The organism is Acinetobacter sp. UBA6571, from assembly GCF_002434085.1.
Taxonomy (GTDB): domain Bacteria; phylum Pseudomonadota; class Gammaproteobacteria; order Pseudomonadales; family Moraxellaceae; genus Acinetobacter; species Acinetobacter radioresistens.
Genome location: NZ_DJJJ01000019.1, coordinates 21,812 through 34,753, shown reverse-complemented (window position 1 = coordinate 34,753; position 12,942 = coordinate 21,812). Strand labels below are relative to the sequence as shown.

Sequence of the window (12,942 nt, the reverse complement as noted above, 5' to 3'; positions counted from 1 at the left end):
TGAGCCGTGTACTGGCCGGACCATGGTGTGGACAGATTTTGGCAGATCTGGGAGCAGAAGTAATTAAGGTTGAACGACCAGGTACAGGTGATGATACTCGTATGTGGGGGCCACCCTGGATGCTTGATCAAAACGGAGAACAAACTCGTGAATCGGGATATTTCCAGTGTACAAACCGTAATAAACACTCAGTCGCTATTGATATGGCCACTCATGAAGGCCAGGAGCTGATCCGGGAGATGGCTAAAACAGCCGATGTAGTAATTGAAAATTATAAGGCAGGTTCACTGGTACGTTATGGACTGGATTATGACAGCCTTAAGGTTTTAAATCCTCAACTTGTATATTGTTCAATCACTGGTTTTGGTCAGGATGGACCACGAGCTGCTGAACCTGGCTATGATTTTATTATACAGGGTATGGCCGGCCTGATGAGTATTACTGGGGAACCAGACAGTATACCAGGTGGTGGTGCACAGAAGGTAGGCGTTGCAGTGGTAGATCTTCAAACCGGGTTATATGCCACAATTGCGATTCAGGCTGCATTACTGGCGCGTCAGCACACTGGACGGGGACAATACATTGATATGTCTTTACTGGATGTGCAGATTGCCGGTCTGGCGAATCAGGGGATGAATTACCTGAGTTCAGGTAAAGCGCCCCAGCGTATGGGAAATACACATCCAAATATTGTTCCCTATCAGACTTTCAGGGCGAAAGATAAAGAGTTTATTGTAGCCTGTGGAAATGATAGACAATTCAGGGAACTATGTATCGCTATTGACCGGAAGGATTTATTAGGGCGTTCTGAATTTTTAACCAACCAGAGCCGGGTAAAACACCGGCATGAACTGGTGGGTATACTGTCAGATTATTTTCTGCAAGAAAATGCCCAGTATTGGGTAGAGCGAATCCATGCAGTGAAAGTACCAGTCGGTATGATAAATTCGATAGAAGAGGCATTTGCAGAGCCGCAAGTACAGGCAAGACAGATGCTGGTCAAGCTGCCCCATGTGCTTAATCCTGCATTCAGAGTTATAGGCTCGCCAATCAAATTATCAGATACGCCAGTAGAATACTGGCAAGCACCACCACGACTGGGTGAGCATACTGGCCAGATTCTCCGAGAGTTTAAAACCGAAGAGCAATTACAGCTTTTGCGTGAGAATAAGGTCATTGATGGACTGGACTTATAATTTTATTACCATGCAATGGTAGAAGAATTATATAAATTCTAATTTCTAAATAGTTTATCAGGACTCTATAATTCCGGATTGAACAGGCGGTTTGATTCGGAAATTTTTTTGGCCATATAATGTGATTTTTTAAACCGAATCAAGATTACCTGTGACTGAAATTCCAATTCACCAAATTCTGGCTCAACCTGTACATAATGTAGCTGTCCAAACTCATCTCTGACTCTGGCCTGGGCTGAAAACCCTGGTCTTGCGCTACCACTAGAGATCGTTGCCAGTCGCCCCAGCAGGCTGGTATTTTTTTGGTTCAGCTTGGGTTTAATCACCTGATCCAGGCAATGGATCATGAACATGGTAAAGAAAATTGCAATAATCAGAGCAGGTAAAATAATATAAAAAGGTGAAATCAGCTGCTGTTGATTGGCGAAGTAAACGAACTGCAAAAAATACCCTGCAAAGCTAAAGTTCATGAGCAAAAATACAAAGATCAAAACCTTAGAAAACTTTACATCGAAGAGGGGGGAGTTCGAGATCCAGACCGGTATAAAGCGTTTGAGTAAATCGCTGGGCCGAAAACCGAACTGCATGCCGATAGTTTCTGCCATGCTGAGCAACACTAAAGCCAATAAACTGACATTAAATGGCATCAAATAATAATTAAGCAGCAGCGCAGCCATGACAGAACCTTTAATTAATTTTCTAGATAAATGCCGCCGTCAGAATGGACCTTAATGGCAACTTTCTCAAGCGACTGACCCTGACAAGGACCAGAAATACACTCTCCTGTCTCGACCAGGAACAAGGCACCATGAGTCGAGCATTCTATGAATTCCTGATCACGGTCGAGAAACTGGTTCTCTAAAAATTCAAGCTCGGTTTGCAGATGCGGACAAAGATTCTGGTAAGCATAAAAACATCCGTCGCGCTGGGTGATAAAAATATTATCACCATTAGCTGTTTCATAGCTGCGGGCTTCACGTTCTGGTATATCTTCAGTCAAGCATATTCTTTCCATATTATGCAGTTTCCTGTTTAAATTTTTGCAAGAGCTGACGGTATTGCTCCAGAGTTAACCGGGGGCCAAAATTTGCAACCACTTCACTAGAAATTAAAATAGCCAGTTCTGCCGCAGTTTTTATATCCATACCTGCATTCATAGCATAAAGTAGAGCCCCAGCAAATGCATCACCTGCGCCATTGGCATCTACAGCGATTACGCTACGACCTGGTATCTGCAAATGCTGTTCAGCTGTAGCAAGTATTGCACCCTGTGCGCTGCGGGTAATAACAACATACCGACTTTTAAATTTCAATTTTTCTAAGGCCTGCTCTGCAGTTGAGGCGCCGGTATACATCATAGCTTCATGTTCATTACAGAATAGCAGGTCTACACCGTCATCAATCATTTCGTCCAGCCCTTCACGTGCATACTGCACCATAGCCGGATCAGATAAAGTCAGCGCAATTTTTACCCCATGTGTACGGGCAATACGACGTGCTTCACGTACAGCGGCACGTGCAGTGGGGCTGGTTGACAGATAACCCTCAATATATAACCACTTTGCAGTTTGAAGAGGCGAGAAATCAATCTGGGTTTCCGAGAGTTCAGCAGTAATCCCAAGATAGGTTTGCATGGTACGTTCAGAATCTTCACTGATGAGTACCATGCAAGTACCGGTTACACCATCACTAATTGACTTGGCACTGGTTTTTACATCGGCTGCATTTAAACCGTTAAGATAGACTAGGCCAAGCTCATCATTACCTACACGACAGGCATAAAATGCTTTACCGCCTAGGGCACTAAATGCCACCGTTGTATTGGCTGCTGAGCCACCGCTTGCCTGACCTTTATAAACTTGGGTTGCTTTCAGATTCTCATATAAGGCTGACTGAACATCACCTTCGGCCAGTTGCATGGTACCTTTTTGCAGATTCTGCTGAGTGAGGAATTCATCAGTAACTCTAAATTCTTGGTCAATTAATGCATTGCCAATTGCAAAAAGGTCAACAGTCGCCATGTTTCTCGCCATTTATCATATAAAAAAACAAGTTTACCTTAATGCTTATATTTCTTATAGATTAATGAATAAAATTCAATATGTTTATTGAAAGAGGGGGTACGTTTTTAATTCCTCCCTATTGAAATAGATGGTTAGCAACTATTTTACTTTAGCTGAACCGGAATTAGGACCATACTGAATCTAGCCATCTTGAAACCTACTGTTTATTTGAGACAAGGTTGAAAAAACCGATCATGCCATCATTAAAAATCTATTGTTTTAGTCAGGTTTAAAACGTGAATTGTGACTAAAACTATAGGTATAATGCAATTTATTGAATATTTTAAAAGTATGAGGAGATCACATGACTGTCGATGTCACTGAAACCATTAATCAAACTGTTCATCCCGCGTTTCAGTTGGTACGTCAACACCATGTCGAGGCCCTAGACATTTTAGTGTCTGAATACAAACACAAGGTTACAGGGGCGGTGCATTACCATCTAGCCACTGACTATGATGAAAACGTATTCTTGGTAGCTTTTCGTACCCAGCCCATGGATTCAAAAGGTACTGCTCATATTTTGGAGCATACTGCTTTATGTGGCTCAGAAAAATTTCCGGTCCGTGATCCATTCTTTTTAATGATCCGCCGTTCATTAAATACTTTCATGAATGCTTTTACAGCGGCAGACTGGACAGCCTACCCGTTTGCGACCCAAAACAAGAAAGATTTTCAGAACCTGTTATCTGTTTATCTCGATGCAGCCTTTGCTGCAAACCTGAATCCTCTGGATTTTGCTCAGGAAGGTATTCGGGTAGAGCTCGAAGATGACCAGCCTGTCTATAAGGGCGTGGTTTTTAATGAAATGAAGGGGGCGATGAGTTCACCTTCAGATCAGTTGTATCATCAGCTGGCAGAACATTTATTCCCACAAACCACTTATCATTATAATTCAGGTGGTGATCCTAAAGACATTCCTGATCTGACTTATGAGCAGTTAGTCGATTTTTATAAGTCGCATTATCATCCAAGTAATGCAGTCTTTATGACTTTTGGTAATCTTTCGGCGTATGAGTTGCAGGAACAGTTTGAAACGCTGGCTTTAAACAAGTTTAAACCTGGAAAAACACTCTATTCAACTCCGGAAAAACGCCTGTCAGCCCCTATAGAAGTTACTGAAACTTATGCAGTAGATGGCGATGAGCTAACAGATAAAACTTATCACGTATTGGGCTGGTTATTACCTCAGGCTAGTGACATCAAATTGCGTTTAGGTATGCGTCTGGTTGAAGGCATATTACTGGAAGACTCGGCTTCACCCTTACGGCATTATTTGGAAACCTGTGGATACGCACAGTCTACAGGCCCGTTTATGGGAGTAGATGACAGCAACTTTGAGATGACTTTTTATTGTGCAGTACAAGGCTCTAATCCGGAGCATGCACAGACATTTAAGGAAGGCGTACTTAATATCTTGCAGGAAGTGGCATCAAGACCTGTAGATCCAAAACTGATTGAAGCAATTTTGCATCAGATCGAACTGCATCAGCGTGAAATTGGTGGTGATGGTACACCTTATGGCCTCAGTCTGATCCTGAATGGTTTGAGTAGTGCTATTCATCACAATGACCCGATTCATGTATGGGATGTCGACAGCGCGATTGAACAGGTAAGAGAAGAACTAAAAGACCCAATGTGGCTGTCTAGCCTGATCCAGACTTATCTGCTTGATAACCCGCATCGTGTTCAACTGACTCTGGTGCCTGATGCTGAAAAGTCTCTAAAGGATGAGCAGGCTGAAAAAGCTCGTCTGGCTAAACTCGCTGAGACATTGTCTGAAGCAGACCGTAAACAGATTCTGGAAAATACAGAAGCATTGAAGCAACGTCAGAATATGGAAGATGATTTGGACCTATTGCCTAAAGTAGGTTTGGAGGATGTGCCTGAAGAGCTGCACATTGTACAGGGTCAGCTGCGTGAAATTATCTGTAATAATCTGGATACCCCTTTAAATCTTTACCATGCTGGAACAAATGGTATTTATTATCAGCAGGTGCTGATCCAGATTCCTGATGAGATAATAAATTCACCTTACTTTAACTTGCTTTCAATCCTGATGGGTGAGGTGGGTGCAGGAGAGTATGGCTATCTTGAACTGCAACAGCTGCAAACTGCAGTGAGTGGTGGATTAGGCATGGGTGCTTCATTACGCAGCAAAGTTAATGATAAAGGTCGTATAAGTGCCTGGCTGACATTAACCACCAAATCACTGGTTAATAAATTTGACGCGATCCATCTACTCAAGCTGGCTTTTGAGCAGCTTCGTTTTGATGAAAAGAACCGTATCATAGAACTTCTGCAACAGCGTAAAACCCGTTGGCATTCACGGATTTCCGGCTCAGGACATAGTTATGCGATGCAAACAGCGTCACGTAACATGAGTGCGCTGGCTCGTCGTGATTATCATACGACAGGACTGGGTGCGCTCAACTGGATGACAGATCTGATCAGCAACATTGAAAAAGATGAGGCAGAGTATCATCGCCTTATTGATGAGTTGAAGTTAATTCATCGCAAACTGTTACAGGCTCCTAAACAGTTTTTGCTGGTGTGTGAAGAACACCAGACTGAACGCTTGTTGGAAGAAATCCAGGACGTATGGAATAAACTGGCTGTATATCAAACTCAAGCTGAGCTGACTCAGGTTAAATTCGAAGATAATAACGCGGATGAAGCCTGGTTAATCCAGTCTAATGTTCAGTTCTGTGCCTCAGCTTATCAGGCTGTTGAAGTCTCCCACCCGGATGCTGCACCGTTAATGGTATTGGCTGCATACTTGCGTAACGGCTTTTTGCATAGCGCTATTCGTGAAAAAGGTGGGGCTTATGGTGGAGGAGCCAGCTATGATGGTAATGCTTGCAGTTTCCGTTTCTATAGTTATCGCGATCCACGTCTCGCAGAAACTTTCAACGACTTTGATTCAAGCTTGAACTGGTTATTTAATGCTGAACAAAAACCACACCAGTTAGAAGAGGCTATTCTTGGTTTGGTTGCCAGTATGGATAAGCCGGGTTCTCCAGCGGGTGAAGCTATTACAGCATGTTATGCATTACTGCATGAACGTACGCCAGCCTTTAGAAAAATCTTGCGTCAGCGTATATTACAGACTACTTTTGATGATCTGAAACGGGTTGTAAATATTTATCTGACCGGTCAGAAACCGGTTAGAGCGGTGGTTGCACCATTTGCAAAGCGTGATGAATTAGTACAACTCGGTTTTGAAATTAAACAAGTCAAATAAATAAAACTGAAAACTGGAGAATAAAATGTCGTTCAAAGCCTTTGAACGGCCCTCACTTCAGCTGGGTATCCTTGCGATACTTGGCGTGGTGGTGGTGTCTACAAGCCATGCGGAAGATCCTGCGGCGGCTAAACCTGCGAGTGCACAAGCATGTGTAGGACTTGCTTCCAATGCAGATCGTCTGGCCTGTTATGATGCATTGTTTGTGGTACCCGAAGCAGAAAAACCTTTAGTGGTGGCTCAACGCAAAGCAGTAGAAGATCCAAAAATTGATCCGAATGTTTCATTGCTGGACCGCCGTTGGGAGCTTTCTCCAGAAAGCAAGCTCGGTACATGGAATATTCGTGCTCACCAGCCAGTCTATTTGCTGCCAGCTTATTGGACCAGCGATAAAAATGAAACACCTTCGAGTCCAAATCCTGAAAATACAGTCTCTGCAGAAGATGCACAGGACCTTAAGTCAATTGAAGCCAAGTTCCAGATTTCCTTTAAAACCAAAGCGGCAGAAAATATATTTGGTGATAATGGCGACCTATGGTTAGGTTATACCCAGTCGTCACGCTGGCAGGTATATAACGAAGATGAATCCCGTCCGTTTCGGGAAACTAATTATGAGCCTGAAGTCAGCCTGATGTTCCGCACGAATTATAATTTGCTAGGTTTAAACGGCCGGTTACTGGGTTTGACTTTTAATCACCAGTCTAACGGCCGTGCAGATCCTTTATCGCGTAGCTGGAACCGTATCATTATGAATGTCGGGCTTGAGCATGAAAATTTTGCTCTTATGCTGCGACCTTGGTACCGTATTGAGGAAAATGCAAGTGATGACAACAATGCAGATATTGATGACTATATCGGCCGTGGAGATTTAACGGCCTTCTATCGCTGGAAAGATCACGATTTCTCTTTGATGTTGCGGCACTCTTTAAAAGGAGGCGATGACTCACATGGTGCTGCCCAATTTGACTGGGCATTCCCGATTAGCGGCAAATTGCGTGGACATTTTCAATTGTTTGATGGTTATGGCGAGAGCTTGATTGATTATAATCACCGTGCTACCTATGTGGGTCTGGGTGTTTCACTCATGAACTGGTACTAGAGCCCTACTGTAAAAAACCACTCTCAAGAGTGGTTTTTTTAATTTAACCGATCTGGATATCGGTTGGCGGGTGCTTAAGCCGGCTCTTCTTTGGAGTTGCAATCAGATATGCTAATGTTAAAGGACCAAGCCGTCCGGCATACATCAGGAAAATAAGGATCATTAAGCTGCCAGGACTCAGTTCACTGGTAATCCCGCGCGATAAACCTACAGTACATGCAGCAGAGACAATTTCGAATAGCAGATCCAAAAAGTTTTGCCGGGGTTCCAGCAGAAGAATCAGGAAAAATCCTCCAAAGATTAAAATGCAGGTAATCATGGCGACGGCCAGTGCCTTCACTGTGGTTTCCTGTGAGATTGAATGGTTAAAAGCACGGACTTCCTCATTACGGCGCAAGAAAGAAATTACGCTGAGCAGTAAGACTACAAATGTACCTACTTTAATACCACCCGCCGTGCTGAGAGAGCCACCTCCAATAAACATCAATAGCATCACCACTAACGTCGAAGTACTCGTCATTGAACCTGTATCAATGGTATTTAGGCCAGAGGAACGTGGCGCAGTGGCCTGAAACCAAGCATGTACAGCCTGTTCACCCAGATTTAGCTGACCGAGCGTCTGATAATTGGTTGCTTCTAACATCCAGATCACTATAAAAGCCAACAGATTGATAATGGCAATGGAACTCAATACCAACTTGCTGTTGGCGCTAAGTTTGCTCCAGCTTTTGGAGCGTTTTATATCCATGAGTACAATAAAACCGATTCCCCCAATGATATAGAGCAGGCTAATAACCAAGTAAACCAGATATTGCCCTTCAAAGCTCATCAGGCTATCGCCAAAAATAGAAAAACCGGCATTGTTAAATGAAGAAATACTGTAAAAAATTGCATAATGCAGGCTAGTTGGAAAGCCGTATTCAGGCGTAAATAATACCGTTAATATGACTGTGCCGATGAGCTCAAAAAATAAAGTATAGAAAAAAACGCCTTTGGCTACAAAAGTGACTTTGGACAGATTGGTTTGTCCGGTAGCAGTTTGTGCCATCATCTGCTGTCTGAGACGTACTTTAGGAGAAAGGCTCAGTGCTGCCAGAATGGCAAAGGTCATAAAACCTAGGCCCCCGCTCTGAATAAGGAGCAAGAGTACTGTCTGGCCAAAACCTGTTAGAGAGTCATGAACACTGATGGTGGATAAACCAGTAATCGTGACTGCCGATGTAGCAGTAAATAATGCATCCATCCAGCTCAAATGGCCGTGGTGAGAGATAGGCAGGCGCAACAACAGGGTTCCAACCAGAATGAAACTTAAAAATCCTAAAGCCAGAAGTGTAGGAGGGCTCAGGTTAACAGTTCGTTGTGTGAGATGTCTAAAATTAGGAAAATGCATGTTAGAGAAAACGCATTGAAAGTCTTTGGAGCTGCTCCAGAGAGCCTTCTATGATTAAAATATCCCCATACTTTAAAGTGAAATCTGGAGCAGGCTCATAAAAAATTTCTTTGCCGCGCTTTAAAAGCAGCAGATGAACTTTTGCGACCTGGTTAATCAGGCCAAACAGATGCACTCCTTCAAGTTTATTTTCAATATTGATCCGAACTATAAAATGATCATCCTCAAGTGCCATATAACGGCTGACCATAGGATAATTTAAAGCTTGGGCGACCCTGATCCCCATATCTTCTTCAGGGTGAATGATCTTGTCGATGCCTAAATGACTCAGAATCATATGATGTGCCTTGGTCTTGGCTTTTACCCAGATCTTGTTTACCCCCATGTTTTTCAGGTGTAGAACACATAAAATACTGGCTTCAATATCCTCACCAATTGCCACTACGACAGCATCACAATCCTGAATATTAAGCTCTTCGAGCACATGTTCATCAGTCGCATCGGCAATCACTGCATGTGATAACTGGTCACCAATATTTTCAACGTGACGTTTAACCAGATCTATACCAATCACGTCATGCTTGAGGCGGGTAAGTTCGGTAGCGACAGTAGCTCCAAAGCTACCCAGACCAATTACGGTAAATAAAGCCATTCAGAAAACCTGCTATCTTTCTTCTAAAGTCTGCACTGTAAAGAGTACAAAGCTTAATCTATTATACAGCGTGATAATATCACTTTAGTTTTAATTATTTTGAGGTTGCTGTGTTACAAAAAATACAGGGTATTACCTTAATAAAAAAGAAAATTTTAAAGTGTTTTAAAACCCCAAACGGATAGGTTTAAATAAAATGATATAAAATAAAAAACCGGCTCTAGGCCGGTTTCTATTTACCAGAAACTATTTAAGAAAACGCTTATAGCCAATATTATGAGTTATTTCTTCATACGGATAAGTGATTGTTTTCAAGGTTTCAATTATTCCATCCGGATTCTGCTTGGCATCTGTCGCTTCCATACCCACCAGAACCCGTCCTTCAGCTGCGCCATGGTTGCGGTAGTGGAACAGGGTAATATTATGAGTCGGGCCAAGGCGTTCAAGGAACGTCAGCAGGGCACCTGGACGTTCCGGAAACTCTACCCGGAACAGGCGCTCATTTTCAATATTGGCATGGCCACCAATCAAATAGCGGATGTGCAGCTTGGCAACTTCATCATCGGACAGGTCATCCACCTCGTAACTTTCTTTTAGCAGGTTATGGATTTCATGGCGTTCTGCTTCACCACCTTTTAAACTGATGCCCACAAAAACCTGTGCCGAGTCACTTTCACTGGCGCGGTAGTTAAATTCAGTAATATTACGACCTTGCAGGGTTCGGCAAAATTGTAAAAAGGCACCTTTCTGTTCAGGAATGGTTACAGCATAGATTGCTTCACGACGTTCCCCCAGTTCTGTACGTTCAGCGATATAGCGTAATCGGTCAAAGTTCATGTTTGCACCGCAAACAATAGACACAATATTTTTACCAGTCAGTTTATGCTGTTCAACATACTTTTTAATACCTGCCAATGCCATTGCACCCGAAGGTTCGACAATACTGCGGTTTTCATCAAATATTTCTTTAATTGCTGCACAAATTTCGTCTGTATTTACCAGAACAACCTCAGGCTCAACAATCGGGCCCGAATTATCAGATTTCTGCAAGCGGATTACTTCAAAAGGCTTTTCACCAATCTGTGCTACGGCTGTACCATCTGCAAACAGGCCTACCGATGGCAAAATTACACGCTCACCAGATTCTAGGGCTGCCTTTAAACAGGCTGATTCATCATATTCGACAGGAATCACTTTTACATGTGGCGCAACATCACCTAAATAGGCAGCTATACCTGCTATCAGGCCACCGCCACCTACTGCAACAAATACATATTCTACATCACGCCACTGGCGCAAAATTTCATTGGCGATGGTCCCTTGTCCGGCCATAACCAGTTCATCGTCATAAGGCGGGATAAAAGTCATACCTTCTTCTGATGCACGTTGAATTGCATATTTGTTGGCAATATCAAAAGAATCACCGTGCAGAACCACTTCACCACCAAGGCGTTTTACAGCCTGAATTTTAATATCTGGTGTAGTTTTTGGCATAACAATAATGGCGCGAATTCCCAGTTTCTTTCCAGACAGGGCAACACCTTGGGCATGGTTACCTGCTGAAGCTGTAATTACGCCACGTTCTAGCTGAGTTTTGGGTAATTGGCTAATGCGGTTATAAGCACCGCGCAGCTTAAATGAAAAAACTGGCTGTAAGTCTTCACGTTTAAAGCGAATATTGTTGTTTAGTTTTTCACTAATTCGTGGCGCTGCTTCGAGTGGGGTTTCGATTGCAACATCATAAACCGTTGCTTGTAAAATTTGTCGAACCAAACGAGACAGCATGTTAATCTTCCATCTAACAGTTTAAAATAGGGGCTTATTGTAACAAACCCCTGTACATTTGCGCCGTTTAATTGGCCAATTTGCTAAAAATAGTTGAGTGAAGTCATGAGTCTGTATACCACCCAAGATGAAAAAAAACAGGCAGCTGCCAAAGCGGCGCTAAAACATTTGCCTCGAGGCGGTATTTTGGGCGTAGGCACAGGGAGCACGGTTAATTTCCTGATCGAGTTATTGCCAGAGCTGCAACTTGAAGCAGCAGTGGCCAGTTCTAATGCAACAGCAGAGCGACTGAAAAAATTGGGAATTGAAGTGGTTGACATGAACCATGTTGGCGGTCTGGATGCCTACGTCGATGGTGCAGATGAAATCGACCGTCATATGCATATGATTAAAGGGGGCGGTGCAGCACTGACTCGTGAAAAGATTGTTGCTTCAATTGCCAAGAAATTTGTTTGTATTGTAGATGACTCGAAGTGGGTAGAACAGCTGGGCCGTGATTTTCCTTTGCCTGTAGAAGTCATTCCTATGGCACGTTCTGCGGTAGCACGTAAACTGGTAAGTCTGGGTGGCGATCCGGTATATCGTGAAGGGGTGATTACAGATAATGGTAATGTGATTCTGGATGTCTATAATCTGAATATCTTGAATGCACTCGAACTTGAAAAAACCATCAATAATATTCCGGGAGTAGTAACCAACGGTATATTTGCGATCAACAAAGCTGATATTGCAATTGTGGCCACCAATAATGGCATTGAAGAACGTACAGCCATTTAATGCAGCAGGCTGAATTACCTGAAATCAGAATTGTTCGGCATGCAACAGCAAAGCGTTTGCGATTGCGTGTCGAACCACAAGGGGTGCGGCTCACTGTACCTCTGCGTTGTACTAAGAAACAGATAGAACAGTTTTTATCTCAGGCAGAGAACTGGTTGTTAGAGACATGGCATAAACAGCAGAGCCAGATACCAGATCTGTTTTCTATTCCAGAGTCTATAAAATTTTTTAATTGCCCTGCCGAGCTTGCAATAAAGCAATGTGCGCAAAAAAACTCTTTTATTTTAAATATAGAGCAGCAGATTCTTATTAATCAGAATCATCCTGAACATAGCTTAAAAGCCTTTGTAATAGATCAGGCAAAGCAGCTTCTACCTGATTATCTCGAATCCATAAGTCAGGAAATTGGGTTGCCGTATAAAACATGCAGTATTCGCCAGCCCAAGACCCGGTGGGGGAGTTGCAGCAGTGTACATGATATTATGCTGCATGCAGGCGCGATATTAATGCCAAAGCAACTGGTGCGCTACTTGTGTATTCATGAACTGGCACATACCCGGCATTTTAATCATAGTCCTCTGTTTTGGGCAGAAGTGGCGCGGCATGATCCAGATTATCTGGTGCACCGCCAGCAGCTTAAGAGTTATAAGTTACCTGGCTGGTGGTATATATAGACTGTGATCTGATGCAGTTGCACATTGTAGAAAATGAGATGAACTGCCATACTAGCCGGGTT

General features: G+C 43.1%; 11 protein-coding genes. 5 read left to right on the top strand and 6 right to left on the bottom strand.

Going from position 1 to position 12,942, the window contains the following annotated elements; genetic code table 11:
- Positions 1-1,196: CaiB/BaiF CoA transferase family protein (locus tag B3X18_RS02870; RefSeq protein WP_286935115.1), on the top strand; the 1,196-nt coding region annotated here is incomplete at its 5' end.
- 65 nt (positions 1,197-1,261) lie between these two features.
- Here B3X18_RS02870 and B3X18_RS02865 read toward each other — a convergent pair.
- The 3 genes from B3X18_RS02865 to B3X18_RS02855 are packed head-to-tail and all read right to left on the bottom strand — an operon-like array spanning position 1,262 to position 3,217.
- On the bottom strand, positions 1,262-1,873 hold the full coding sequence (locus B3X18_RS02865; RefSeq protein ID WP_005014650.1) for an OB-fold-containig protein: 612 nt from the start codon (positions 1,871-1,873) through the stop codon (positions 1,262-1,264).
- A 14-nt stretch (positions 1,874-1,887) separates the two neighbouring features.
- Complete coding sequence (locus B3X18_RS02860) at positions 1,888-2,196, bottom strand: Rieske (2Fe-2S) protein (protein ID WP_171054425.1); 309 nt, start codon at positions 2,194-2,196, stop codon at positions 1,888-1,890.
- A 16-nt stretch (positions 2,197-2,212) separates the two neighbouring features.
- On the bottom strand, positions 2,213-3,217 hold the full coding sequence (locus B3X18_RS02855; protein ID WP_005405505.1) for an adenosine kinase: 1,005 nt from the start codon (positions 3,215-3,217) through the stop codon (positions 2,213-2,215).
- Between the two features lie 346 nt (positions 3,218-3,563).
- Here B3X18_RS02855 and B3X18_RS02850 point away from each other — a divergent pair, with 346 nt between their 5' ends.
- Both B3X18_RS02850 and B3X18_RS02845 read left to right on the top strand, forming a co-directional pair.
- Positions 3,564-6,503: an insulinase family protein gene (locus B3X18_RS02850; RefSeq protein ID WP_034688230.1), complete on the top strand. Its 2,940-nt coding sequence runs from the start codon at positions 3,564-3,566 to the stop codon at positions 6,501-6,503.
- 25 nt (positions 6,504-6,528) lie between these two features.
- Positions 6,529-7,602 carry a phospholipase A gene (locus tag B3X18_RS02845; RefSeq protein ID WP_005014644.1) on the top strand — a complete coding sequence of 358 codons (1,074 nt, stop codon included), beginning with the start codon at positions 6,529-6,531 and terminating at the stop codon, positions 7,600-7,602.
- 43 nt (positions 7,603-7,645) lie between these two features.
- Here B3X18_RS02845 and B3X18_RS02840 read toward each other — a convergent pair whose 3' ends face one another.
- The 3 genes from B3X18_RS02840 to ilvA form a co-directional block, all read right to left on the bottom strand.
- Positions 7,646-8,992, bottom strand: coding sequence for a TrkH family potassium uptake protein (locus B3X18_RS02840; RefSeq protein ID WP_005014643.1), 1,347 nt, complete (start codon positions 8,990-8,992; stop codon positions 7,646-7,648).
- A gap of 1 nt (position 8,993) precedes the next feature.
- A complete protein-coding gene (locus B3X18_RS02835; protein ID WP_005405603.1) occupies positions 8,994-9,644 on the bottom strand; it encodes a potassium channel family protein in 651 nt (216 codons plus the stop codon).
- Between the two features lie 246 nt (positions 9,645-9,890).
- Complete coding sequence (gene ilvA, locus B3X18_RS02830; protein ID WP_005405526.1) at positions 9,891-11,429, bottom strand: threonine ammonia-lyase, biosynthetic; 1,539 nt, start codon at positions 11,427-11,429, stop codon at positions 9,891-9,893.
- Between the two features lie 105 nt (positions 11,430-11,534).
- On the opposite strand from ilvA, the gene rpiA reads away from it, so the two are divergent.
- Positions 11,535-12,206, top strand: a complete 672-nt coding sequence (gene rpiA / locus B3X18_RS02825) for a ribose-5-phosphate isomerase RpiA (RefSeq protein ID WP_005014640.1) — start codon at positions 11,535-11,537, stop codon at positions 12,204-12,206.
- The gene (locus tag B3X18_RS02820; protein ID WP_017401073.1) at positions 12,206-12,880 is read left to right on the top strand and encodes a SprT family zinc-dependent metalloprotease; all 675 of its coding nucleotides are present in this window, start codon (positions 12,206-12,208) and stop codon (positions 12,878-12,880) included. Before rpiA ends, B3X18_RS02820 begins: the two co-directional genes overlap by 1 nt.
- The last annotated feature ends 62 nt before the right edge of the window (positions 12,881-12,942 follow it).

Coding starts and splice junctions, on each gene's coding strand:
- B3X18_RS02865 (WP_005014650.1), bottom strand. CDS start 1,873: ATGGCTGCGCTGCTGCTTAATTATTATTTGATGCCATTTAATGTCAGT.
- B3X18_RS02855 (WP_005405505.1), bottom strand. CDS start 3,217: ATGGCGACTGTTGACCTTTTTGCAATTGGCAATGCATTAATTGACCAA.
- B3X18_RS02850 (WP_034688230.1), top strand. CDS start 3,564: ATGACTGTCGATGTCACTGAAACCATTAATCAAACTGTTCATCCCGCG.
- B3X18_RS02845 (WP_005014644.1), top strand. CDS start 6,529: ATGTCGTTCAAAGCCTTTGAACGGCCCTCACTTCAGCTGGGTATCCTT.
- B3X18_RS02840 (WP_005014643.1), bottom strand. CDS start 8,992: ATGCATTTTCCTAATTTTAGACATCTCACACAACGAACTGTTAACCTG.
- B3X18_RS02835 (WP_005405603.1), bottom strand. CDS start 9,644: ATGGCTTTATTTACCGTAATTGGTCTGGGTAGCTTTGGAGCTACTGTC.
- ilvA (WP_005405526.1), bottom strand. CDS start 11,429: ATGCTGTCTCGTTTGGTTCGACAAATTTTACAAGCAACGGTTTATGAT.
- rpiA (WP_005014640.1), top strand. CDS start 11,535: ATGAGTCTGTATACCACCCAAGATGAAAAAAAACAGGCAGCTGCCAAA.
- B3X18_RS02820 (WP_017401073.1), top strand. CDS start 12,206: ATGCAGCAGGCTGAATTACCTGAAATCAGAATTGTTCGGCATGCAACA.